The following is a 22,268-nucleotide window of genomic DNA, read 5'->3' on the forward strand; positions in this document are numbered from 1 at the left end:
CACGGTCGAGGAAGACCGTCTGGAGAGCGTCCCCGCGTAATCAGCCGACCGCGCGTTGACCTGCGCTCGCCAGCGCGGAAGCTGCGGCTCGATCAACCGACTCGCAGCACTTGCCATGACCGACGAAACCGACCCCAATGCGATCCCCTCGGCTCCACCAGGCGTTTTTCGAGAATATCGGCGATCGTATCTCGCCGGAAACGATCGGACCGCTTCGACGTTGGTTGCGTAACGTTCACCGTTACGGAGATGACCATGTCCGCACTGAAGCTCCTCGCCGCCCTGTCCCTGACCGCTGCCCTGGCCACGCCGGCCATGGCCGACGACGACCGTCCGCCGACGGCCGAGGAACGCACGGCGATCGAGGCGAAGCTGCGCGCCGAGGGCTTCGTGCGGTGGGATGACATCGAGCTGGACGACGGGCTTTGGGAAGTGGATGACGCGATCAGCCGCGACGGCCGCGAGTATGATCTGAAGCTGCGCCCCGACACGCTGGAAATCGTCCGGCGCGACCTGGACGATTGATTTCTACTGATCTTCCTCGAAGCGGCAGCCGACAAGATCGCTGAGGGCGGCGACGGCTTCGGCGGCGTCGGGGCCCTCGGCGGCGATGTCGATGGGACAGCCTTGGCCCGCGCCCAGCATCAGCAGGCCCATGATCGAGCGGGCGTCCACGGTGACGCCTTCGCGGGTGACCCTGACCTCGGACTGGAAGCTGGAGGCCAGCTTGACGAACTTGGCCGAGGCGCGGGCGTGCAGGCCGCGCGCGTTGCAGATGTCCACGGTGACGGCGGCCGTCTCGGTCATTTCTCGCCCGCCAGCACCCACGAGGCGACGGCGATATATTTGCGGCCCGCGTCCTGGGCGTGGGCCACGCAGGACTCAAGGCTCTCGCGCTGACGCACGCTGGCCAGCTTGATCAGCATGGGCAGGTTGAGCCCGGCGATGACCTCGGCCTTCGTCTGCTCCATCACCGAGATGGCCAGGTTGGAGGGGGTGCCGCCGAACATGTCGGTCAGCAGGATGACGCCGTCGCCCTCGTCCACCGCTGCGGCCGCGTCGACGATGTCCTGACGGCGGCGCTCCATGTCGTCGTCGGGGCCGATGCAGATGGCGGCCGTGCCCCGCTGGGGCCCCACCACATGCTCCATGGCCGAGAGGAATTCCGTCGCCAGCCCCCCGTGGGTGACGATCACCAGTCCGATCATGCGAATCCGTCCGCGACCGATGATGAGATGCCAGACCTGGCCATGAAACGCCTCATGTGACTCCGCGCCCCGCCGGGGCAAGCGGCCCGGTTTCGCTGGCGGGGCGCGCTGCGCCCGTCGACCAGACCGGCTTCAATAGGCCAAAGGACCGCCCTGTCCAAGACTCCTCAACGCGGCGGCGAGCCTGGCCGGGGCCGAGGGCTGGAGCGCCTCGATCTCCGCCATCGGCAGCCGGACGCCGGCGAAGGTCTCAAAGGCCGGTTCGGGCAGGCGTTCGGGGGGACGGTCCACGCAGCGGACCACCAGAACCATGCGCGCCACATCCAGATGGGACGTGCCGAGAATTCCCAGCCCCCGAACCTCGATACGGCCGGCGAGGGTATCGGGCGTCCGGGCGTACAGATCAGCGCCCGAGCGCCACACCTGCACATAGTCGTCGGCCACCAGCCGCCAGCCGGCCTGGATGAGGCGCAGGGACAGGTCGCTCTTGCCGGAGCCCGATGCGCCCGCCAGCAGGACGCCGCGCCAGCCGCCGTCGGGACCGGGCGTCCGGACCGCCACGGCGTTGGCGTGGATCAGCTCAGCCGTCGGCATCGTCGCCTTTCGGCCGCGCCGGCTTCGCCGCCCGGGCCAGAGCCCCGGCCCGCGCGCGCGGCAAGCTGACCACGAAGCGGGCCCCCGCGACACGGCCGTCGGAATCTGTGCGGTTCTCGGCGTAGATGGCGCCGCCGTGCGCCTCGATGATCTGGCGGGCTATGGACAGGCCCAGACCGGAGTTGCCGCCGAAGGCCGCACCCTTGGGACGCGAGGTGTAGAAGCGCTGGAAAACGGTCTCGAGATTGTCAGGCGGGATGCCCGGGCCGTCATCGTCCACCATGACCCGCACCCGGTCGCCGCCGGTCAGCGACACGCGCACGCCGCCCCCCGCCGGGCTGAAGGAGCGGGCGTTGTCGATCAGGTTGCGGAACACCTGCCCCAGCGGCCCCTCGCGACCGAGGACCAGACCCGGTTCCCCGGGCCCGATCTCGTAGCGCACCGCCACGTCGCCGGGCCTGGCCGTGGTTTCGTAGACGGTGACGATGTCGCCCAGCAGCCTGGACAGGTCGACCGGACGCGGCCGGTCCCGCGACAACTCGGCGTCCAGACGAGAGGCATTGGAAATGTCGGTGATCAGGCGATCCAGGCGGCTGACGTCCTGTTGCAGCAGGGCGGTCAGACGGGCCTTGTCCTGGGGCGCCTTGACCAGTTCCAGCGTCTCCAGCGCCGAGCGGATGGAGGTCAGGGGGTTCTTGATTTCGTGACTGACGTCGGCGGCGAAGCGCTCGATGGCGTCCATGCGGTCCGACAGGGTGGCGGTCATGGTCTCCAGCGACCGGGCGAGATCGCCGATCTCGTCCTTGCGTCCCTCCAGATCGGGCAGGGAGATGGCCCGGGCGCGCTGAAGCCGGACCTGGTCCGCCGCGGCCGACAGGCGAAGGATCGGCCGGGCCACGAACATGTGGATCAAGAGAGCGGTGAGCAGCGACACCGCCAGGGCCACAAAGGCGAAGGGCATCAGGGCCCGGCGTTGGGCGGCCAGGGTTTCGTCCACGTCGCCGGCCTCGAGGGTCAGAACACCCAGCACATCGCGCACATGGCGCACGGGCAGGGACACCGACACCACCCGCTCGCCGGTCTCGGCGCGCCGGATGCTGGTCTGGGGATCACCGGCAAGGGCGCGGTCGACCTCCTCGCTGAGGGCCTGTCGCGCCTGTTCGATCCGCGCGCCTTCCCGTTCGGGATCCGCGGGGGCCGGGGGCGCCACATCGGCAGGCAGCGCGGGATCAAGCACCTCGCCGGGGATCTGTTCGGTGACCATGTAGCTGTCGATGATCAACAGGCCGCTCTGGTCATAGAGCCGCACGCGCTGGCCGCGCGGAATGAAGTTGTCCCGCAACCACTGGGAGGCGGCGAGGGCGTCCAGATAGGGGGTGGGCTCGCCCTGGGTGATGCCCAGTTCACCGAGCACGTTGGCCAGCAGCTCGGCCTGGGACGTCAGCGAATCCAGCCGCGCGTCGATCAGGTTGCGGCGCCATTCGTTCAGGGCCAGGGCGCCGACGAACAGAATGAGCAGGCTGAGCAGGTTGAGGGCCAGAATCAGCCCGCCCAGACGCGACCCCGCCAGCCTTGGGCGCAGGGCCGCAAGGCGCGCCTTCCAGCTGGACGGCTGATTGTGCGCGGTCCTAGCTCTCTCTGTATCGATATCCGACGCCATACAGGGTCTCGATTGCGTCGAACTCGGGATCGACCACGCGGAACTTCTTTCGCATCCGCTTCACGTGGCTGTCGATGGTGCGGTCGTCCACATAGACCTGATCGTCGTAGGCGGCGTCCATGAGATTGTCGCGGCTCTTCACGAAGCCGGGCCGCTGGGCCAGAGCTTGCAGTAGCAGGAACTCGGTCACGGTCAGCTTTACCGCCCGGCCTTCCCATGTGCACTCGTGGCGGGCCGGATCCATGCTGAGCTTGCCGCGCTTGATAGCCCGTCCGGCCACCTCGCCCGGCGTGTCGGCCTCGAGGCTCTCGGCGCCGGAGCGACGCAGCAGGGCCTTGACCCGTTCGATCAGCAGGCGCTGGCTGAAGGGCTTGTGGATGTAGTCGTCCGCCCCGAGGTTGAAGCCCAGAATCTCGTCGATCTCTTCGTCCTTGGAGGTCAGGATGATGACCGGCAGGGCGGAGGTCTGGCGCAGACGACGCAGCACCTCCATCCCGTCCATGCGGGGCATCTTGACGTCGAGGATGGCCAGGTCCGGCGGACTGGCTTCCAGCGCCTCCAGACCCGAGGCGCCGTCGTGATAGGCGGTCACCTTGTGGCCGTGGCTTTCCAGCGCCATCGAAACGGACGCGACGATGTTCTCGTCGTCATCGACCAGGGTGATATTGGCCATGGTGTCTCCTCATGCGTCCCGAAGTCCGCGTTCATAATCACAGATAGTGCGGCGCGACGAAACTTGACACCCCTGAACGCCCCGCAAGCGTAACCGTTCTCGACCAGTTGCTGTTGTTTCACCGTCGCAGTTTCACGCCACCTTAAAGGCTGGGCCGCATAAAGGCGAAGAAGCGCACTTTTCGAGGCTCGAATGGCCGGACCGGTCCACTATGAGATCTACACCCGCAAAACGCCCCAGGACTCGTGGGGGCTGCTGCAGGCGACAGAAAACCGCAAACAGGCCGTCGAGACCGCCGAGGACCTGATCGCGGACAAGCGGGCCGCGGCCGTGCGCGTGACCAAGGAGACGCTGGACCCCGAAACCATGGAGTTCCAGAGCATCACGGTCCTGAGCCTGGGCGCGCCCGAGGTGAAGCAGAAGCGGATCGTGCGCCAGGACGAACAATCGTCCAGCTGCCTGACGCCGCAAGACCTCTACGCGCCCCATGCCCGGGAGCTCATCGGGCGGGTGTTGGAGGACTGGCTGGCGCGGCATCAGACCACGCCCTTCGAACTCCTGCACCGACCCGATCTTGCGGAGATGCTCGAGGCCTCGGGGGTGGAGCTTCAGCACGCCGTGCAGAAGGTGGCCGTCCCGGAAAGCCAGGCGACGGGCAGGTCCGTGCACGACCTGATCCGGCACTATCAGAAACTTGCCCAGGCCACGAGCGAACGCATCATCGAGGCCGGCCAGAAGGGGCGGTTCGCCGATCTTGGGCCGGACGGGGCCGGGGTCGCGAAACTGGCGGAAAAGCTTCAGGGCGACCCGGAGCGGGGCTTCCTGATGGGCGGCGCCGTCTGTGGGGCGCTGAAGGGTGTCCGGGGCGGCCGCGCGCGGCTGGAGCGCATGATGGAGCTGGTGGACGCCGCGCCGTCCGAAGGGGCGCCGCGGGCCATGGTTCTGGTCGCGGTCGAACAGATCCTCTGCGAGTTGTTCGCCGCCCCCCCGCGACGGGCGGAAATCCTCGGCCCCTCGCTGGACCTGGGCGGAAATCTCGCCGCCATCGTGCGCATGGTGGCGCCCAACGAGATGGAGGCGCTGATCCGGATGGAGCCGCGGCTGGCCGCCCACGTGCCGCCCGTCGACGGTCCGGCCCAGCGTCTGGCGCGCCGCCTTGCCGCCGGGGAGTTCCGCCTTCTGGCCGCCGCCATGGCCCGCGAGGTCATCCGCGAACTGAAGGGAACGCGCCGGTTGCGCCCCGGCGACGCGGCCGGCGAGATCGACATCCTGCGGACGCTGGCCATGGCCCTGACAGCCACCACCGGCCGACTGCTGTCACTGGAAGAAGTCCAGGACGCTTTCGTGCAGCGCTCCCGAAGTCTGGTCACCGCCGATTTCGTCGGCGCCTATGCGGCCGGCTGTAACGGCGCGGCGGACGAGGCCATGGCGCTGGTGCGACTGTGCGAGAACGTGACGGGGGCCGCCAACAAGCGCTCGGCCGCGCGCTGGCTGTCGGCCTGCGTCGGGGCGCTGAGGTTCGAGACGGAGCTGCGGGGCGGAGCCCCGAATCTGGCGGCCCAGCGACTGGCGGCGCTGGCCGCCGTGCAGAAAGGGGTGCGCGTCGCAGCCCTGGGCGAAAAGGACGAACAGGAGATCAGCGGACGCATCGGGGTGGTCGGCGGGCTGGTGGAGGCCGACGCCCGGCTGGTGGCGCAGGTGGCGAAGGCGGCCCTGCCGCCGGTTCGGCGCCTGTCTGTCCTGCTGAAGATGGCGGCGGGCGAGACGGCGCCCTTCGGCCCTGCGGCCGAGCGGGCCCGCGCGGAAGCCATCCGCATCTTCAAGGCGCCCGAGGCGCGCGCCGCCTTGTCCGCCGAGCCGGAGGCCCTCGCGCCGCTGCGGCCGCTGATGAAGGCGGCCGGGCTGGCCGCCTAGATCACGCAGGAGCCGGATTCACGGCAGGTGGAACCGCGAAGCGACCCCACCTCACCCGATCGGGCCTAGTCAAAGATATCGAAGATGCTGGGGCGCTTGCGGCGTCCGCCGTGGCCGTAATCCCCGCGCTCCCCGTATTCGCCCCGCTCACCCCGTTCTCCGTATTCGCCCCGTTCTCCGTATTCGCCCCGCTCGCCGTAGCCATGCTGCGGTGGCGGCGCCGGGCGCGGCGCGGGCTGGGACCAGGGGGCCTGGGGCGCCGCCGCGTGCGGGGCGGCGGGGGGCGGGGCGGCTTCAACGGCGGCCTGCATCAGCTTTTCCAATTCGCCCCGGTCCAGCCAGACGCCCCGGCAGGTGGGGCACATGTCGAACTGGACGCCGGAGCGCTCCACCGTTTGCATGGGAGCGTTGTCATTGGGGCACATCAGAAGGGGCATGGGCGGTCTCGCAAGATCATGGGAGGGATCGAACGCGGGGGCGCCGGAGACGTGGACAGGCCGTCGACACCGGGCTGCGCCCGATGCGGTCCGACATCACGTGGTCCCTGAAGACCGCGCCAGAGGGGCCCGTACCGCACGCCACAAATAGAGCCTCGGCCGCGTCGGACGCAACCCTGCTCAGCAGGCCTGGCCCGCGCACCAGCCCGATGACCAGGCCCACTGGAAATTGTAGCCGCCCAGCCAGCCGGTGACGTCCACCGCCTCGCCGATGAAATAGAGGCCGGGGACGGTGGTCACCGCCAGGGTGCGCTGGTCCAGGGCGGCGGTGTCGATGCCTCCCAGTGTGACCTCGGCGGTGCGGTAGCCTTCGGAGCCCACCGGCTTGACGGTCCAGGCGTTGACCGCCTGATCCAGCCGTTTCAGCGTCTTGTCGGGCTGGTCGGCCAGATTGCCGGTGACGCCTTCGCGCACCGTGATGCTCTCGGCCAGGCGGGCGGGGATGAGGCGGCCCAGCGCCGTGTGCACCGCCTGCCGTCCGTTCTCGCCGCGCGCGGTCTTGAGCATCTCGAACACCTCTGCGCCCGGGGCCATGGCCACAGTGACCTCGTCGCCTTCGCGCCAGTAGGAGCTGATCTGCAGGATCGAGGGGCCGGACAGGCCCCGGTGGGTGAACAGCAGGCCTTCGGCGAAGCGGGTTCGTCCATGGGCCACCATCGCGTTCACCGAGATGCCCGCCAGCGGCTTCAGCTGCTCCAGCAGGCCCGGTTCGAAGGTCAGGGGCACGAGCGCGGGGCGCGTGGGGACCACCCGCACGCCGAACTGCGCCGCCAGATCGTAGGCCCAGCCGGTGGCGCCCATCTTGGGGATCGACTTCCCGCCGGTCGCCGCCACCAGCGAGGCGGCGCGCACCGTGCCGCCATCTGACAGACGGCACCGGAAGCCGTCGCCGTCACGCGCCACGGCCTCGACGCCGGTGCTCAGACGCAGGGTCGCACCCGCCTGACGCATCTCGCTGGTGAGCAGGGCGATGATCTGTTTCGCGCTGTCGTCGCAGAACAGCTGGCCCAGCGTCTTTTCGTGCCAGGCGATGCCGTGGCGGTTCATCAGGGCGATGAAGTCGTGCTGGGTGTAGCGACGCAGGGCCGAGGTGGCGAAGCGGGGGTTCTCCGACAGGAAATTGGCCGGACCGGTCCCCAGATTGGTGAAATTGCAGCGCCCGCCGCCGGAGATGCGGATTTTCTCGCCCGGGGCCCGGGCGTGGTCGACGATCAGCACGCGGCGGCCGCGCTTGCCCGCCTCGATGGCGCACATCATGCCTGCGGCGCCCGCGCCGACGATCAGGACATCGAACTCTTCGCTCTTCATCCGCGCCCTATAGCAGGGCGAGACCTATTTGCGACGCTCGGCCTCGGCCTCGAACTGGTCGTGGGTCTTGTTGTCGTAGCGATCGGGGTGGTCGTACTGCTCGCGCGTCGCGGCCTCGGTGACGGGGTCCACGCGCTTGTTGCGGTTGTGGTTGCGCCACAGCATCACGGCCAGAACGATGCCGAGCGCCAGGGCGCCCAGCGGAAAAATCAGCTCCCATGCCAACATGTCGGTCTCCTTTCAGGTCTGAAAGACCAACGGGCGGGGAAGCGCCCCTGTTCCGTCAGCGCGGCCTGGAGCCGTCCCGCTCCGGCGCGGGCTTGTCGGCGGCGGCCTTCTCGTGGGCCTCGCTCTGGTCCTGATGGGTGAAGCCCTCGACCCCGGCCATGGGGCTGGCGTCCCGCTCGATCTCCACCGGGCTCAGCACATAGGCGGTCAGCAGCTCGGCCAGAGAGCGCAGGGCGTGCACATGGATGCGCTCATAGCCGTGGCTGGCGTCCACGCCGAAGGTGACCAGGGCGGTGCGGATGTCGGCCCCCGCCTCCAGCGCCGAGGCGGAATCCGAGCGGTAATAGCGGAACACGTCCTTCTGGAAGCGGATGTCCTCCTCGCGCGCCAGCTTCACCAGCTTGCGGGTCAGGTGGAAGTCGAACGGGCCGGTCTGGTCGGCCATGGCGATGGTGACGCCGAACTCGTCGGAGTTCTGGCCCGGCGCAGTGGTGCCGTTGTCCACGGTGATCATGGAGGCCACGTCGGGGACCAGCACCGACGAGGCGCCCGAGCCCACCTCCTCGGCGATGGTGAACAGCCAGTAGGTGTCCACCGTGGGGGTCTGCGCATCCTCCATGATGGCCTTCATGGCCGCCAGCATGACCGCCACGCCCGCCTTGTCGTCCAGATGGCGCGAGACGATGAAGCCGTTGTCCAGAAACTCCGGCTGGGGGTCGATGCCGATGATGTCGCCCACGTCGATGCCCAGCTTGAGCACGTCGTGGCGATTCCGCACCCGGGCGTCGATGCGCATTTCCACCTGACGCCAGCTGACGGGCTGTTCGTCCACCTCCTCGTTGAAGGTGTGGCCCGAGGCCTTGAGCGGCAGGATGGTGCCGCGCCAGCCGCCCTTTTCCGAAAACACCGTGCCGCGGGCGCCCTCGGCGAAGCGGGAGGACCAGTGACCGATGGGCACGACCTCGAGCCGGCCGTTGTCCTTGACCGCCTTCACCTGGGCGCCGAGGGTGTCCACGTGGGCGACCACGGCGCGGGCGGGGCGGGGCTCTTCGCCGGGGATGCGGGCGCGGATGGCCCCGCGCCGGGTCAGCTCATAGTCCACGCCCAGCCGGCCCAGCTCTCGGCACACCTCCCAGACCACCTCGTCGGTGTAGCCGGTGGGGCTGGCGATCCCCAGCAGGCGCTCAAGACGTCCGGTCAGATATTCGGTGTCGATGGTCAGGCGGGCCAGGGGAAGCCTCCGTTCAGTGATCTTACGGTGCGCGCACGACCCGCGCGGCCGCGGCGGGCATGGACAGGGGAAACAGCAGGTCCACGAAGCGTTCGGCCGTAGGTTGCGGCTCATGATTGGCCAGACCGGGGCGCTCGTTGGCCTCGATGAAGGCATAGTCCGCTTCGCGCCAGGATTTCACCATCAGATCGACGCCGGTGACCGAAATGTCGATGGCGCGCGCCGCCGCCGTGGCCGCGCGGATCAGGGCGGGGTGAACCTCTTCGGTGACATCGTGGATGGTGCCGCCGGTGTGCAGATTGGCCGCCTTGCGCACCACCACCTCCAGCCCCTCGGGGGCGATATCATCGAGGCCGTATCCGGCCTCGGCCAGGCAGCGTTTCGTCTCGCCGTCCAGCGGGATGCGGGATTCGCCGCCGGTGGCGGCGGCGCGGCGGCGGCTCTGGCGCTCGATCAGGGCGCGGAAGGTGGAGCGGCCGTCGGCGATGACGCGCGGGGGGCGGCGAATGGCGGCGGCCACCACCTTGAAGTCGATGACCACCAGCCGCAGGTCCTCGCCCTCCACATGCTGTTCGATCAGCACCTCGGGGCAGATCCTGCGGGCGGCGGCGACCGCCTTGTCGATCGCGTCCATGTCCTTCAGGCCGACGGCCACGCCCTTGCCCTGTTCGCCGCGGGCGGGCTTGACCACAAGGGCTCCGTGGCGCTCCAGCGCCGCCTGGATCTCGTCGGGATCATCGGAATCGATACTCTCCGGGACCATGACGCCCGCCTGCTCGACGATGCGGCGGGTCATGCGCTTGTCGTCGCAGATGCTGAGCGCCACCGCCGAGGTCAGCTCGGACAGGCTTTCGCGGCAACGGATCGAGCGGCCGCCGTGGGTCAGGCGGAAAAGACCCCCCTCCGCGTCGATGATGTCGGTCTGGATGCCCCGCCGGCGCGCCTCGTCGACGATGATGCGGGCGTAGGGATTGAGGGCTTCGTCGGCCGCCGGCCCGGTGAACAGCGACTCATTGATGGGATTCTTGCGCTTGATGCCGAAGAAGGAGACCCGGCGAAAGCCCAGCTTCTCGTACAGGGCGATGGCCTGCTCATTGTCGTGCATGACCGACAGGTCCATGTAGGCCAGCCCGCGCGCCTGGAAATGCTCGGCCAGCCGCCGCACCAGCGCCTCGCCGATGCCCGGCTGGGTCGCCTGGGGGTCCACCGCCAGACACCACAGGGAGGAGCCGTTCTCCGGGTCGTTGAAGGCGCGCTGGTGGTTGACCCCGGTCACCGTGCCCATGACCTGGCCGCTCGCGCCGTCCTCGGCCACCAGATAGGTCAGGGCCGAGCCCTCGCGCTGGGACCACATGAAGTCAGGGCGGGCCTGCACCATCTTGCGCGCCGCATAGATGCGATTGATGGCCTCGGCGTCACCCTGGGAGGCCAGACGGCGCACGGTGAAGCCGCGCGGCTGGCGGCGGGCGGCGCGGTACACCGACAGGTCCAGCCGGTAGGTGTGGGACGGGTCGAGGAACACCTCCTGCGGCGCGTGGGCCAGCAGGACGTGGGGGTTGCGGACATAGAAGGCGATGTCGCGTCGGTCCGGCCCCTCGGCGCGCAGAGCCTCGATCAGCGGCCCGGCCTCGGGATAGGTCTGGGCGAACAGCAGCCGTCCCCAGCCACAGTCAAGAATGGCGTTCTCGGTGAGGGCCGGGCCGTCCTGACCGCCCACCACCGGCTTCAGGCCTTCGTCGCGAAGACGCTTGAGGCGGTGCCCCTTGAAGCGCGGCCGGGAGTCAGACGCCATGGTTCTGGAGCCACATTTCCAGCAGGGCCGCCTGCCACAGCTCGGAGCCCTGCAACGGGGTGATGTGGTCGGTGGGTTTGTCAAACAGCTGATCCAGATACCCCTGCTGGAACAGGCCGCGCTCCCGGGCCGCCTGCGAGCCGAGGGCGTCGCGGACCATGTCGAGGTAGGGACCCTGGATGTATTTCAGGGCGGGAACGGGGAAATAGCCCTTCTTGCGGTCGATCACCTCGTGCGGGACCACCAGACGCGCGGCCTCCTTCAGCACGCCCTTGCCGTTCTGGCTCAGCTTGTGCTCGGGCGGGATGCGAGCGGCCAGCTCGACCAGCTCGTGGTCCAGGAACGGCACCCGCGCCTCCAGACCGAAGGCCATGGTCATGTTGTCCACGCGCTTGACCGGGTCGTCCACCAGCATGACCTGGCTGTCCAGCCGCAGGGCCTGATCCACCGGCGTTTCGGCCCCGGCGCGGGCGAAGTGCTCCGCCACCAGAGCGCGGCTGACGTCGGTGTCGGCCATCCACTCGGGATTCAGATGGGTCTTCAGCTTGTCGTGGCTGCGGTCGAAGAAGGCCTTGGCGTAGGTGTCGACCGGATCGGCCGAGTCCTGCATGGGCGGGTACCAGTGATAGCCGCCGAACACCTCGTCGGCGCCCTGGCCGGACTGGACCACCTTGATGTGTTTCGAGACTTCCTGGCTGAGCAGGTAGAAGCCCACATTGTCGTAGCTGACCATGGGCTCGGACATGGCGCCGATGGTCCCCGGCAGGGCGTCCAGCAGCCGGTCGTGGGGCACGAAGATCTTGTGGTGCTTCGTGCCGAAATGCCTGGCGATCAGATCGGAATAGACGAACTCGTCGCCCTTCTCGCCGTGGGCCTCCTCGAAGCCGACGGAGAAGGTCATCAGGTCCTTCTGGCCCATCTCGGCCAGCAGGCCGACGATGACGCTGGAATCCACCCCGCCCGAGAGCAGCACGCCCACCGGCACGTCCGCCACCATGCGGCGCTTCACCGCCGTACGCAGGCTGTCCAGCACCAGATCGCGCCATTCCTCGGCCGGGCGTTCGGCGTCGCCGGGGCCGCGCTCCAGCACCGGGGTCCAGTACAGGCGGTCTTTCGACGTGCCGTCGGGCTCGATCACCCGGATGGTGGCGGGCGGAAACTTGGTCACGCCCTTGATGATGGTGTGCGGCGGCGGCACCACCGCATGGAAGGTCATGTAGTGGTGCAGGCCCACCGGATCGATGGCGGTGTCCAGGTCTCCCGCCGCGAGCAGGGCCAGCAGGGTGGAGGCGAAGCGCAGGCGCTTGCCCTTTTCCGCCAGATACAGCGGCTTGATGCCGAAGCGATCGCGGGCGATCACCACCCGGCCGGTGTCGCGCTCGTGGATGACGAAGGCGAACATGCCCTTGAAGCGGTCCACGCATTCCACGCCCCACTGGCGCCAGGCCTTGAGGATCACCTCGGTGTCGCCGTGGGAGAAGAACCGGTGGCCCGCGGCCTCCAGCTCGCCCCGCAGTTCGGGGTAGTTGTAGATGCAGCCGTTGAAGACGATGGACAGGCCCAGGTCGGAATCGACCATGGGCTGCTGCGCCCTTTCGGACAGGTCGATGACCTTCAGGCGGCGATGGCCGAGGCCGACGTTGCCGCGCAGCACCACGCCCGAGCCGTCGGGTCCGCGTGGGGCCAAGGAATCGCACATGCGCTGCAGGGCTCCGGCGTCAGCCGGCTTGCCGTCGAAATTGATCTCGCCATTCAGGCCGCACATGGGCACTCCCCGGACATCGTCTTGCATTATGGAAACAGCGCGCACAAATAGTTTGCACACTAAGGATTTCAACCCGCATGGTCACGCAGACCGACACACCGAAGAACTCCCGCAGTGCTGACCCCAACGCAGCTGTGCTGAAATCGATGCGCCGGATCGCCCAGGCCATCGAGGTGCGGTCGCGCGAAATCGCCCGCAGCAGCGGCCTCACGATCCCCCAGCTGATCGTCATGCAGTCGATCCGCGACCTTGGTCAGGTCACCACCCAGGCGGTGTCGAAAGCGGCCTCCATGTCCCCCGCCACGGTGGTGGCGGTGATGGACAAGCTGGAGGTCAAGGGACTGATCGAACGCTATCGCTCCGAGGTGGACCGGCGGGTGGTGCACACCCGCCTGACGCCGTCGGGGCAGACGGCGCTGGGCCAGGCCCCGGGCCTTCTCAGCCGGGGGTTCGAGGACGCCTTCGCCGCCCTGCCGGCGGACCGGCGCGACGTGCTGCTGGACGCCATGGCCGAGCTCGCCGACATGATGACCGCCCACATGGCGACGCCGCGGACAGACTGAAGCGGAATGCAACAACGCCCGCTCTCCGGTGAGGGAGAGCGGGCGTCGGGGCGACCGGCCTTCGGGGAGGACAAAGGACCGGTTCCGGCGCCGCCCGCACGCCTGGGAGAGGACATTGCGCGGGCGGGTTTCGGGAAAGGTGCGGGATCAGCGGATGACGCGGGCGCCCTTGCCCTTCATCACCGCCTCGACCTCGGCGGCCTTGACCATGGAGGTGTCGCCGGGGGTCGTCATGGCCAGGGCGCCGTGGGCCGCGCCGTAGTCCACCGCCGCCTGGGGCCCCTTGCCCTCCATGAAGCCGTAGGCCAGGCCAGAGGCGAAGCCGTCGCCGCCGCCGACGCGGTCATAGATCTCCAGGTCCTCGCGCATCATGGATTCATAGAACTGGCCGCCGGCATAGATGATGGCCGACCAGTCGTTGACGCTGGCGGTCCTGGCGTTGCGCAGGGTGGTGGCGGCCACCTTGAAGTTGGGGAATTCCTTCACCGCCGTCTGGATCATCTTCTTGAAGTTGGCCGGGTCGATGGAGGAGATGTGCTCGTCCAGACCCTCGACCTCGAAGCCGAGGCAGGCGGTAAAATCCTCCTCGTTGCCGATCATGACATCGACATGCTGGGCGATGTTGCGGTTGATCTTCTGGGCCCCTTCCTTGCCGCCCTGCGACTTCCACAATGAGGGGCGGTAGTTCAGGTCGTAGGAGACGATGGTGCCGTGCTTGCGCGCCACCTCGACCGCCTCGATCACCGCCTCGGCGGTGTTGGAGCCCAGAGCCGCAAAGATGCCGCCGGTGTGGAACCAGCGCACGCCTTCCTCGCCGAACAGCTTTTCCCAGTTCACTTCGCCGGGACGGATCTGCGACGCCGCCGAATGGCCCCGGTCGGAACAGCCCAGGGCCGGGCGGACGCCGAAGCCCTTTTCGGTGAAGTTCAGACCGACGCGGGTGTTGCGGCCCAGACCGTCGAACTCGCGCCAGACCACATGGCTCATGTCCACGCCGCCCTGCATGATGCAGTCCTCGACCAGCCAGCCCAGATCGTTGACCGGCAGGGCGGTCACGACGGTGGAGCGCTTGCCCCAGCATTTGCGCATGGCGCGGGCCACATTGTACTCGCCGCCGCCTTCCCAGACCTGGAAGGTGCGGGCGTTGCGGACGCGGCCGAAGCCGGGGTCGAAGCGCAGCATGACCTCGCCGAACGACGCGCAGTCCCAGCGCGTCTCGCTGGCGGGGCGGATGTTCAGGATGTTCTCGGCCACGGCGGTTCCCTCGTGTTTCGGGCCCGGCCGTCAGGATGCGACAGGCGCGCCGGGCGGCGCCCATCGGGTGCATTCAGCACAGGCGTGGTTCGGAGTCTTCAACCGTCCCTGCGAAGCCGCCGTTCGAGCGGGGCTCTCGTTGACCTCAGACAACTGGAAAATGACACCGGTGTCAACGCAAAAAAGAGGGCGCCGGACCCGAAGGTCCGACGCCCAGTCTGCTCAGGAAGTTACTTGATCAGAACCGGTAGCGGACGCCCGCATAGAACTGGCGGCCGGTCTGGTGGTAGACGGCGGTGCTCTGGCGATCGCCGCCGACTTCGCCGTGCCATTGACGGTTGGGTTCGTCGGTCAGGTTCAGGCCCTCGAAGGTCAGGATAACGTTATCCGTCACTTCATAGGACGCCGACGCGTCAAACGTCAGTGTTTCCGACTTGCCGTTGGCGACAATACCGAGGCCTCCAGCGTTGGCCGCCGGAATCTGCTGGAAATAGCCGTCACGATAGGCCGCCGAAACGCGGGCGTTGAAGCGACCGTCATCGTAGTACAGCGTGGCGTTCCAGGCTTGAGGCGACAGATTCACCAGGTCCTCGGTCGCGAAGGCGGTGCAGGACGAGGTCTGGCAGTAATCGATCTCCGACGCCACGAAGGTGTAGTTCACGATTCCGCCCAGATTCTGGAAAACGCCGGGCAGGAAGTAGAACGGCTGCTGGTAGCTGATCTCGAATCCGGACAGAGGGCCACCAGGAGTGTTGGTCGGGGTCGAGAACACGTGCTCCAGGCCGGCCGGACGCGCGCCCACCGGGAAAGCCGTGGGGTTCAGGGCGGTCAGTTGGGCGTAGGTCAGGGTTTGCTGGGTCGTCTGCACGAAGGACGAGATGTCCTTGTAGAAGAAGGCGAAAGACAGCAGCGACTCCGGGGCGAAATACCATTCCACGCTCAGATCGAAGGTGTCAGCCCGGTAAGGCTCCAGATTCACGTTGCCCAGGCTGGCGCTGGGGTTCGGCGCACCATCCGCACTCAGATTGAACACCGGCACAAGGCTGGTCACCGGGGGACGCGACATGACCTGGGCGGCCCCGAAGCGCACGACGAGATCCTGAACCGGCTCGATGGAGAGGTTCAGCGAGGGGAGGGTGTCCTCGTAGCTGTTCTCTCCCGTAACCGGCGTCGCTCCGGTCGAGGTTGAGTAGCCCGTCGCCTCGACGCTGGTGCGCACGTGGCGGACACCAATGTTGCCACGGAAGGGCATGGAACCCACGAACGAGTCCCAGTCCAGTTGCACATAGGCGCCACGGGCTTCCTCCGTGACTTGCCGGAAGTTGCCGAGGGCCCGCGAGTTGGTGAGGCCCGTCAGGCGGAAGTCGCCGCCGGGCACCCCGGTGTCGCAGTTGCAGTAGATGTTAAACAGTTCAGCGAAGGCTTGCAGGTCAGGAACGACCCATGACGTGGCGTTGCCCGCCGGCAGGTCGAGGTTGCCGCCGAACCCGGTCAGCAAGGTCGTCAGATCGGCCATGGAGACCCCGGCCGGCAGCGCCGGCATGGAGTCGTTGGCGGCCGCGCGAACAAGGCCCCAGCCTTCGGACTCTGATTCCTTGTAGTTCAGACCCGTCTTCAGCGTGAAAGTCGGATTGATTTCATGGACGAAGTCCAGTTGGGCCGTGTTGTAGACATTGGTCTGGCCGTTCGGATTCATCCGGATTTCCGAACGGGGGTTCGCGCCCGTCGGGCCGACAACGGTCCAGGCGTTCGGATCCGTGACGTCGAAACCATAGTCGATCAGCGGCAGGTTGCGATTGCCCCGGAAGTCGATGGAGTATCCATCGGTGTTCTGGCGATCGATGATGACGGTCGTCTGCTCGGCGTTTTCGAATTCAGATTCCGCACGACCAATCAGGAAGCGCATGCGGAAGTCGTCGCTGAATTCATGCTCGAGGGTGAAGGTGTGCTGGATGAACTCGGTGCTGGGACGGTCGAACCTCTGCTCGGTCCGCATGTCCATGTTGTCGAGCTCGAGATAGACCAGCTCGGCGCCCTCGGCGATTGCATCGACGATGACCACTTCCGGCTTGCCGCCCTGGGAGGCGTTCCGGCTCAGCGACCAGGCTTCCAGGAAGTTCTCCTGGCGCGTGGCGTCCAGATGCGAATAGAGCGCGTCATAGGTGAACGTCGTCGCGCCGTTGCCGGGACGCGCCTGCAGCGACAGGGTCGCGCCGGTGCGCTCCTGCTCGTGCACAAGGCGGCCGTAACGGGGAATGCGCGGATGGAACAGGTTCGCCGCGTTTGTCGCCCCGCCCGGAAGGGCTTCCGGATTGGCGAACCCGCTGTCGCCACTGGCCGGTCCCCAGCGCACGGAGCTGAAGCCTTCCTCGTAAAGGCTCCGCTCGCTGTAGGCCACCGAGAGAAGCGCGCCGAACTGGCCGTCCATCCAGGTGTCGCTGATGAGGAAGGCGGCGCGCGGCGCCCACTCCTCGGACATGTCATTGTAGCCGTACTGCAGCGAGCCGCCGGCGGTGAAGCCGGGGTAGTCGAAGGGGCGGCTTGTGCGCAGGTCGACCGTAGCGCCCAGCGAGCCCTCTTCGGTCTCGGCCGAAGCGGTCTTGCGGACGGTGATGTTGTTGAACAGCTCGGAAGCGAAAACGTTAAAGTCGAAGCCACGGCCGCGGTTGGTGCCGCCCGATGAATCGGTGGCGCCGGTGGTGGCCTGCGCCTCCATGCCGTTGATGCGGGTTCGGGTGAAGTCCGAGCTCAGGCCGCGAACGGTCAGCGAACGTCCTTCGCCAGCATCGCGATCAATGGAAACGCCGGGAATCCGCTGGATCGATTCGGCCAGATTGGTGTCCGGGAAATCCGCGATGTCCTCGGCGCTGATGGCGTCGACGACGCCAGCTTCATTGCGCTTGATGTTCAGCGAGTTGGCCAGACTGGCGCGGAAGCCGGTGACGATGACCTCCTCGACTTCAGTGGCTCCCGGCGCGTCTTGCGCCGCGACAGCTCCGGCCGAAGCCAGGGCAATGCTCATGGCGCCCAGCGAGACGCCGAATTTGCGCGCACGCAGGTACAAGTTCTGTTGGGTCATCGTATCCTCCTCCCATGTTCGGCCTTGGTCGGCCTTGCGCCGGAAGGATCATCGCCCTCCGGTCATTTGATTGGCTAATCTGACACCGGTGTCATGTCCGCTTGAGGCATTTCTGACACCGGTATCAATGCGAGAGACTAACTCCAAAACAGATTGGGGCGCAAGTACGGCTTTCCATCCGTCCTCAGCGGGCCAGCCAGCCCCCGTCCACGGGCACGATGGCGCCGTGCATGTAGTCCGACGCCGACGACGCCAGAAACACCGCCGCCCCGGCCATGTCCGAAGGATCGCCCCAGCGCGCCGCAGGGATGCGCGCGAGGATGTCGCGGTTGCGGGTCTCGTCGTTGCGCAGGGCCTCGGTATTGTTGGTGGCGATGTAACCGGGCGCGATGGCGTTGGCGTTGATGCCCCTGGATGCCCACTCACAGGCCATCAGCTTGGTCAGCCCCGCCACGCCCGACTTGGATGCGGTGTAGGACGGCACGCGGATGCCGCCCTGGAAGCTGAGCATCGAGGCGATATTGATGATCTTGCCCTTGCGGCTGCCGGCCACCCAACGACGGGCGACCTGCTGACTGAGGAAGAACAGGACCTTCAGATTGGTGTCCATCACCGCGTCCCAGTCTTCTTCCGAGAAGTCCAGGCTGTCGGCGCGGCGGATGATGCCGGCGTTGTTGACCAGAATGTCGACGCCGCCCGCCGTGTCCCAGGCCTCCGCCACCACCGCCTCGATCGGGGCGATGGAGCTCAGGTCCGCCCTGATGAAGTGAAAGTTGCGACCCAGCGCGCGGACCTTGTCGCCGGTCTCGTCAGCGTCGGAGCGGCCCACGGCCACGATGTCGGCGCCGGCCTCGGCCAGGCCCACGGCCATGCCTTGGCCGATGCCGGTGTTTGCGCCGGTGATCAGGGCGCAGCGCCCTGAAAGATCGAAAGAAACAGACATCTCGGCTTTCCCTGCAGGCCGCCGTCGTGGCGCGCGGATTTGTCTCGAGTGGTAACCGGTGTCATACTATGATGCAACCGATGGAAGGCTCCGGCGCCAGAGCGCACGGCCATTCACTCCCATCCTCATTGCCTTGAAGGACTCCCATGAAAATCGCCCTGATCACCGAGAACAGCCAGGCTGCCAAGAACGAGACAATTCACACCGCGCTGACAGCCGTCGCCGAACCTCTGGGCCATGAGGTCTTCAACTACGGCATGTACACGGCGGAGGATAAGGCCTCGCTGACCTATGTGATGAACGGACTGCTGGCGGGCATTCTGATCAATTCCAAGGCGGCCGATTTCGTGGTGACGGGCTGCGGCACGGGCATGGGCTCCATGCTGGCCTGCAACGCCATGCCGGGCGTCTTCTGCGGCCTGGTGATCGATCCGACCGACGCCTTCCTGTTCGGTCAGATCAACGACGGCAACGCCATCTCCATGCCTTACGCCAAGGGCTTCGGCTGGGCGGCCGAACTGAACCTGCAGGACGTCTACCGCAAGCTGTTCGAGGGCGAGCGCGGCCTCGGCTACCCCAAGGAGCGGGCCGAAATCATGGCCAGGAACCGCGGCATCCTGAAGGATCTGAAGGCCGTGACCTGCAAGGACATGCTGACGGTGCTGAAGTCCGTCGACCAGGACCTGCTCAAGGCCGCCGTCGCCGGCGAGCGGTTCTCCGAGTATTTCTTCGCCAACGCCCAGGATCAGGACATCCGCGCCTACATCGAGGGCCTCGTCGGGCGCTGAATACCGCAGGCCCCGCCCGCCGTCACCGGCGCGGCGGGGCGCTGGAATCCCGCGCGATCAGGGTGGGGATGACCTCAGGCTGATCCAGCTTCGCGGGATCCAGGCCCCGGCTCCTGGCCAGCAGCTTTTCCGCCGCCATGCGGCCCATGTCGCGAATGGGCAGCCTGACCGTCGTCAGGGTCGGCCAGATGCGCGACGACATGGGCGCGTCGTCAAACCCGACGATGGACAGGTCGAAAGGCACATCCAGCCCCGCGTCGCGCGCCGCCTGGTAGACGCCGATGGCCATTTCGTCGTTACCGGCGAAGATGGCCGTGGGCCGGGCCTTGCGCGACAACAGTTCGCGCGCCGCACCCACACCGGACTCGAAAGTGTAGGCGCCCCGAACGACCATCTCGTCAGCGAGCGCAATGCCCGCCTCGGCCAGACCGCTGCGGAACCCCTCGCCCCGTTCATGGGTCGAGCGAAACAGATCCGGGCCGGTGATCATGGCGATTCGCTGGTGTCCCAGCCCGACCAGATGCCGCGCCGCCTCGGCCGCGCCCAGGCTGTCATTGGTCACCACCATGCGTTCGGGCGCATCCAGCGACACGGAGGCGATGCGCACATAGGGACAGCCCACCTCCGTCAGCATGCCGGTGACGCGCTCGTCCTCGGAGACCGATGGCGGCAGGACGGCGCCGAACAGCTTCTGGCGCACTGCGAAGCCGCGGACATTGGCCATGAAGTCGTCGCTGGTCCGGTCGCAGGGGTGCACCACCAGCTCGAGCCCCGATCCGCGCACCGCGTCCAGAATCCCCTGCTGCATGTTCACGACATAGTTGGGGCTGGGGTTGTCATAGATCATGCCGATCAGGAACGAGCGCCGGAACGCCAGGCCGCGGGCCTGGGGATCGGGGGAGAAGCCCAGCTCGGCGATCACCGCCTCGACCTTCTCGCGAGTGTCCGCCTTGACGAAGGGCGACTGGTTGATGACCCGGGACACGGTCTTCTTGGACACCCCCGCGATGCGGGCGATGTCGTTGATGGTGGCGGCGCGCCCTGGCGTCAGCCCGTGGTCGGCCGGGCCGGCTGCATCGCCTTCGTCTTCGATCGTGCTCAACTGCAGTCCCGTCCCTCTCGCGTCTCCCAACCCTTGCATAGCCGCGTGGGACGCGCCGCGCCACCTGCGAGGCGTCCAGCAAATGTCCACCGGTGGCGAAATGAAATTGACACCGGTTTCCCATGGCGCAATGTTGGGAGCCATGGGGAGTGCGGACACCGGCGCAATGAACGCCCGGGTCGCGGGACGACGATCCCGACAGCGTGAAACAGACGGACAAGAACAGCGTGACCATGGCGACCAAACCCCTTGGCGGGGCCGACACCAGCAGCGATTCCGGACGGGCGATCGCGCACACATTCGTGGACGCGCGTCGCAGGGCCCAGGCCTTGCCCGATTACCCCGGGGACGTACCGGGCGGCATGGACGCGGCCTACGCCATTCAGGATGCGGCCATCAGCCTGTGGGACGACGAGGTCGCCGGCTGGAAGATCGGCCGCATTCCCGACGCCTGGCTCGAACGCCTCCAGGCTCCCCGCCTGACCGGCCCCATCTTCCGGCGCGCCGTGTGGAGGGCGGTCGAAGGTGAAGTCATGGATTTCCCGGTGTTCGAGGGCGGCTTCGCAGCCGTCGAAGCCGAATTCATCCTGAAACTGGCCAAGGACGCTCCGGCAGACCGCACCGACTGGACCGCTGACGAGGCCGCTGCTCTGGTCGAGACCCTGATCGTGGGCGTTGAACCGGCGGGCAGCCCGCTGGCCACCATCAACGTTCTGGGACCGCCGGTGGTAGCCTCGGACTTCGGCAACAACGCCGGGCTGATCCTGGGCCACGAGGTGCCGGACTGGCGCGACCGGCTGATGGACCTGACGTGCGAAACCTTCATCGAAGGCGAAAGCGTCGGCAAGGGCGGCGCCGCGACCATCCCGGGAGGACCGCTGGAGGCCCTGGTCTTCCTGCTGGGCCTGAACGCCCGTCGGGGCCGACCCTTGAAAGCCGGCGACCTGATCTCCACCGGCGCGGCCACGGGCATCCATGATATCGTCGCGGGCCAGTCCTCGCGGGTGGTGTTCAACGGCGTGGGCGAAATCCTGTGCCGCGCGGTCCCTGCGAAAGGCGCCTGATCACCGGGGCCTTCACCCCGGCTTCGGCGCCTGCTAACGACGCCGTTCCCACCCCTACGGAACGCGCATGACCATTCCCCGCATCGCCTGGGCCGCCTACGCCTTCGCCGCCGCCGTGATCGTACTGGACCAGATCACCAAGGCCTGGATGCTGTACGGCCTGCATATCCGCGAGGTCGGCCAGATCCGCGTGCTGGAGCCCGTCTTCAACCTGACCTTCGTGCTGAACCGGGGGGTGTCCTTCGGTCTGCTGACCGGCGGAGAGACAAGCCGCTGGCTGCTGACGGTGTTCTCGATAGGGGTGTCGGGGCTGTTGGCCTTTTGGGCCACACGGGCGGACCGACGCCTGCTGATCACCGCCATCGGTCTGATCATGGGCGGGGCGCTGGGCAATGCCATCGACCGCATCCGCTTCGGCGGGGTGGTGGACTTCCTGGACTTCTCAGGAGCCTACTTTCCCTGGGTCTTCAATGTGGCCGACAGCGCCATCTCGGTCGGAATTGTGCTGCTGGTCGCCGACAGCTTCCTTTCCGAACGCGCCGCCAAGGTTGGCGCGGCCCATGAAAAGTCGTAATCACCCCGGTTAATCGCAAGCGCGAACGCAC

The 22,268-nt window shown here is 67.4% G+C and carries 21 protein-coding genes; 6 read left to right on the forward strand and 15 right to left on the reverse strand.

Annotation, left to right across the window (positions count from 1 at the left end):
* Positions 1–255: 255 nt before the first annotated feature.
* The gene (locus ACK4SE_RS10720) at positions 256–525 is read left to right on the forward strand and encodes a PepSY domain-containing protein (protein ID WP_409692305.1); all 270 of its coding nucleotides are present in this window, start codon (positions 256–258) and stop codon (positions 523–525) included.
* 3 nt (positions 526–528) lie between these two features.
* Here ACK4SE_RS10720 and ACK4SE_RS10725 read toward each other — a convergent pair whose 3' ends face one another.
* The 5 genes from ACK4SE_RS10725 to ACK4SE_RS10745 form a co-directional block, all read right to left on the reverse strand.
* Positions 529–807: an HPr family phosphocarrier protein gene (locus ACK4SE_RS10725; RefSeq protein ID WP_409692307.1), complete on the reverse strand. Its 279-nt coding sequence runs from the start codon at positions 805–807 to the stop codon at positions 529–531.
* Complete coding sequence (locus ACK4SE_RS10730) at positions 804–1,208, reverse strand: PTS sugar transporter subunit IIA (RefSeq protein ID WP_409692310.1); 405 nt, start codon at positions 1,206–1,208, stop codon at positions 804–806. Before ACK4SE_RS10730 ends, ACK4SE_RS10725 begins: the two co-directional genes overlap by 4 nt.
* Positions 1,209–1,340: 132 nt before the next feature.
* Positions 1,341–1,802 carry an HPr kinase/phosphorylase gene (locus ACK4SE_RS10735; RefSeq protein ID WP_409692313.1) on the reverse strand — a complete coding sequence of 154 codons (462 nt, stop codon included), beginning with the start codon at positions 1,800–1,802 and terminating at the stop codon, positions 1,341–1,343.
* On the reverse strand, positions 1,789–3,462 hold the full coding sequence (locus tag ACK4SE_RS10740; protein WP_409692316.1) for an ATP-binding protein: 1,674 nt from the start codon (positions 3,460–3,462) through the stop codon (positions 1,789–1,791). Before ACK4SE_RS10740 ends, ACK4SE_RS10735 begins: the two co-directional genes overlap by 14 nt.
* Positions 3,431–4,135 carry a response regulator transcription factor gene (locus ACK4SE_RS10745; protein WP_409692318.1) on the reverse strand — a complete coding sequence of 235 codons (705 nt, stop codon included), beginning with the start codon at positions 4,133–4,135 and terminating at the stop codon, positions 3,431–3,433. The genes ACK4SE_RS10740 and ACK4SE_RS10745 overlap by 32 nt, the downstream gene beginning before the upstream one ends.
* A 192-nt stretch (positions 4,136–4,327) precedes the next feature.
* On the opposite strand from ACK4SE_RS10745, the gene ACK4SE_RS10750 reads away from it, so the two are divergent.
* The gene (locus ACK4SE_RS10750; RefSeq protein WP_409692320.1) at positions 4,328–6,049 is read left to right on the forward strand and encodes a hypothetical protein; all 1,722 of its coding nucleotides are present in this window, start codon (positions 4,328–4,330) and stop codon (positions 6,047–6,049) included.
* 65 nt (positions 6,050–6,114) lie between these two features.
* On the opposite strand, the gene ACK4SE_RS10755 is transcribed toward ACK4SE_RS10750, so the two are convergent.
* From ACK4SE_RS10755 to ACK4SE_RS10780, 6 genes are all read right to left on the reverse strand, one after another.
* Positions 6,115–6,486 (reverse strand): zf-TFIIB domain-containing protein, encoded by a 372-nt coding sequence (locus ACK4SE_RS10755; protein WP_409692323.1) that lies wholly within the window; start codon positions 6,484–6,486, stop codon positions 6,115–6,117.
* A 180-nt stretch (positions 6,487–6,666) separates the two neighbouring features.
* Entirely contained in the window at positions 6,667–7,854 is a 1,188-nt protein-coding gene (locus ACK4SE_RS10760) for an NAD(P)/FAD-dependent oxidoreductase (protein ID WP_409692326.1), read from the reverse strand.
* Between the two features lie 24 nt (positions 7,855–7,878).
* Positions 7,879–8,082: a hypothetical protein gene (locus ACK4SE_RS10765; protein WP_409692329.1), complete on the reverse strand. Its 204-nt coding sequence runs from the start codon at positions 8,080–8,082 to the stop codon at positions 7,879–7,881.
* 55 nt (positions 8,083–8,137) lie between these two features.
* The gene (locus tag ACK4SE_RS10770; protein WP_409692332.1) at positions 8,138–9,427 is read right to left on the reverse strand and encodes an osmoprotectant NAGGN system M42 family peptidase; all 1,290 of its coding nucleotides are present in this window, start codon (positions 9,425–9,427) and stop codon (positions 8,138–8,140) included.
* On the reverse strand, positions 9,336–11,105 hold the full coding sequence (ngg, locus tag ACK4SE_RS10775) for an N-acetylglutaminylglutamine synthetase (protein ID WP_409692334.1): 1,770 nt from the start codon (positions 11,103–11,105) through the stop codon (positions 9,336–9,338). Before ngg ends, ACK4SE_RS10770 begins: the two co-directional genes overlap by 92 nt.
* Positions 11,095–12,870, reverse strand: a complete 1,776-nt coding sequence (locus ACK4SE_RS10780; RefSeq protein WP_409692337.1) for an N-acetylglutaminylglutamine amidotransferase — start codon at positions 12,868–12,870, stop codon at positions 11,095–11,097. The genes ngg and ACK4SE_RS10780 overlap by 11 nt, the downstream gene beginning before the upstream one ends.
* Before the next feature lie 77 nt (positions 12,871–12,947).
* On the opposite strand from ACK4SE_RS10780, the gene ACK4SE_RS10785 reads away from it, so the two are divergent.
* Positions 12,948–13,433 (forward strand): MarR family winged helix-turn-helix transcriptional regulator, encoded by a 486-nt coding sequence (locus tag ACK4SE_RS10785; protein WP_409692340.1) that lies wholly within the window; start codon positions 12,948–12,950, stop codon positions 13,431–13,433.
* A gap of 147 nt (positions 13,434–13,580) precedes the next feature.
* Here the strand turns inward: ACK4SE_RS10785 and ACK4SE_RS10790 are convergent, their stop codons facing one another.
* The 3 genes from ACK4SE_RS10790 to kduD form a co-directional block, all read right to left on the reverse strand.
* Complete coding sequence (locus ACK4SE_RS10790) at positions 13,581–14,687, reverse strand: PfkB family carbohydrate kinase (RefSeq protein WP_409692341.1); 1,107 nt, start codon at positions 14,685–14,687, stop codon at positions 13,581–13,583.
* A 238-nt stretch (positions 14,688–14,925) separates the two neighbouring features.
* Entirely contained in the window at positions 14,926–17,766 is a 2,841-nt protein-coding gene (locus ACK4SE_RS10795; protein ID WP_409692344.1) for a TonB-dependent receptor, read from the reverse strand.
* 184 nt (positions 17,767–17,950) lie between these two features.
* Positions 17,951–18,709, reverse strand: coding sequence for a 2-dehydro-3-deoxy-D-gluconate 5-dehydrogenase KduD (gene kduD / locus ACK4SE_RS10800; protein WP_409692347.1), 759 nt, complete (start codon positions 18,707–18,709; stop codon positions 17,951–17,953).
* Positions 18,710–18,855: 146 nt separating this feature from the next.
* Between kduD and ACK4SE_RS10805 the strand changes: the two genes are divergently transcribed.
* Positions 18,856–19,497: an RpiB/LacA/LacB family sugar-phosphate isomerase gene (locus ACK4SE_RS10805; RefSeq protein WP_409692349.1), complete on the forward strand. Its 642-nt coding sequence runs from the start codon at positions 18,856–18,858 to the stop codon at positions 19,495–19,497.
* Positions 19,498–19,519: 22 nt separating this feature from the next.
* On the opposite strand, the gene ACK4SE_RS10810 is transcribed toward ACK4SE_RS10805, so the two are convergent.
* Positions 19,520–20,599, reverse strand: a complete 1,080-nt coding sequence (locus ACK4SE_RS10810) for a LacI family DNA-binding transcriptional regulator (protein WP_409692351.1) — start codon at positions 20,597–20,599, stop codon at positions 19,520–19,522.
* A gap of 233 nt (positions 20,600–20,832) precedes the next feature.
* On the opposite strand from ACK4SE_RS10810, the gene ACK4SE_RS10815 reads away from it, so the two are divergent.
* Both ACK4SE_RS10815 and lspA read left to right on the forward strand, forming a co-directional pair.
* Complete coding sequence (locus ACK4SE_RS10815; protein ID WP_409692353.1) at positions 20,833–21,663, forward strand: 2-keto-4-pentenoate hydratase; 831 nt, start codon at positions 20,833–20,835, stop codon at positions 21,661–21,663.
* Between the two features lie 67 nt (positions 21,664–21,730).
* On the forward strand, positions 21,731–22,237 hold the full coding sequence (gene lspA, locus ACK4SE_RS10820) for a signal peptidase II (protein WP_409692355.1): 507 nt from the start codon (positions 21,731–21,733) through the stop codon (positions 22,235–22,237).
* The last annotated feature ends 31 nt before the right edge of the window (positions 22,238–22,268 follow it).

The organism is Brevundimonas sp. (genome assembly GCF_046293315.1).
In the GTDB taxonomy this organism is placed as follows: domain Bacteria; phylum Pseudomonadota; class Alphaproteobacteria; order Caulobacterales; family Caulobacteraceae; genus Brevundimonas.

Bases quoted from the DNA above. Each gene is read 5' to 3' on its own strand.
- ACK4SE_RS10720 (WP_409692305.1), top strand. From the start codon at position 256: ATGTCCGCACTGAAGCTCCTCGCCGCCCTGTCCCTGACCGCTGCCCTG.
- ACK4SE_RS10725 (WP_409692307.1), bottom strand. From the start codon at position 807: ATGACCGAGACGGCCGCCGTCACCGTGGACATCTGCAACGCGCGCGGC.
- ACK4SE_RS10730 (WP_409692310.1), bottom strand. From the start codon at position 1,208: ATGATCGGACTGGTGATCGTCACCCACGGGGGGCTGGCGACGGAATTC.
- ACK4SE_RS10735 (WP_409692313.1), bottom strand. From the start codon at position 1,802: ATGCCGACGGCTGAGCTGATCCACGCCAACGCCGTGGCGGTCCGGACG.
- ACK4SE_RS10740 (WP_409692316.1), bottom strand. From the start codon at position 3,462: ATGGCGTCGGATATCGATACAGAGAGAGCTAGGACCGCGCACAATCAG.
- ACK4SE_RS10745 (WP_409692318.1), bottom strand. From the start codon at position 4,135: ATGGCCAATATCACCCTGGTCGATGACGACGAGAACATCGTCGCGTCC.
- ACK4SE_RS10750 (WP_409692320.1), top strand. From the start codon at position 4,328: ATGGCCGGACCGGTCCACTATGAGATCTACACCCGCAAAACGCCCCAG.
- ACK4SE_RS10755 (WP_409692323.1), bottom strand. From the start codon at position 6,486: ATGCCCCTTCTGATGTGCCCCAATGACAACGCTCCCATGCAAACGGTG.
- ACK4SE_RS10760 (WP_409692326.1), bottom strand. From the start codon at position 7,854: ATGAAGAGCGAAGAGTTCGATGTCCTGATCGTCGGCGCGGGCGCCGCA.
- ACK4SE_RS10765 (WP_409692329.1), bottom strand. From the start codon at position 8,082: ATGTTGGCATGGGAGCTGATTTTTCCGCTGGGCGCCCTGGCGCTCGGC.
- ACK4SE_RS10770 (WP_409692332.1), bottom strand. From the start codon at position 9,427: ATGAGCCGCAACCTACGGCCGAACGCTTCGTGGACCTGCTGTTTCCCC.
- ngg (WP_409692334.1), bottom strand. From the start codon at position 11,105: ATGGCGTCTGACTCCCGGCCGCGCTTCAAGGGGCACCGCCTCAAGCGT.
- ACK4SE_RS10780 (WP_409692337.1), bottom strand. From the start codon at position 12,870: ATGTGCGGCCTGAATGGCGAGATCAATTTCGACGGCAAGCCGGCTGAC.
- ACK4SE_RS10785 (WP_409692340.1), top strand. From the start codon at position 12,948: ATGGTCACGCAGACCGACACACCGAAGAACTCCCGCAGTGCTGACCCC.
- ACK4SE_RS10795 (WP_409692344.1), bottom strand. From the start codon at position 17,766: ATGACCCAACAGAACTTGTACCTGCGTGCGCGCAAATTCGGCGTCTCG.
- kduD (WP_409692347.1), bottom strand. From the start codon at position 18,709: ATGTCTGTTTCTTTCGATCTTTCAGGGCGCTGCGCCCTGATCACCGGC.
- ACK4SE_RS10805 (WP_409692349.1), top strand. From the start codon at position 18,856: ATGAAAATCGCCCTGATCACCGAGAACAGCCAGGCTGCCAAGAACGAG.
- ACK4SE_RS10815 (WP_409692353.1), top strand. From the start codon at position 20,833: ATGGCGACCAAACCCCTTGGCGGGGCCGACACCAGCAGCGATTCCGGA.
- lspA (WP_409692355.1), top strand. From the start codon at position 21,731: ATGACCATTCCCCGCATCGCCTGGGCCGCCTACGCCTTCGCCGCCGCC.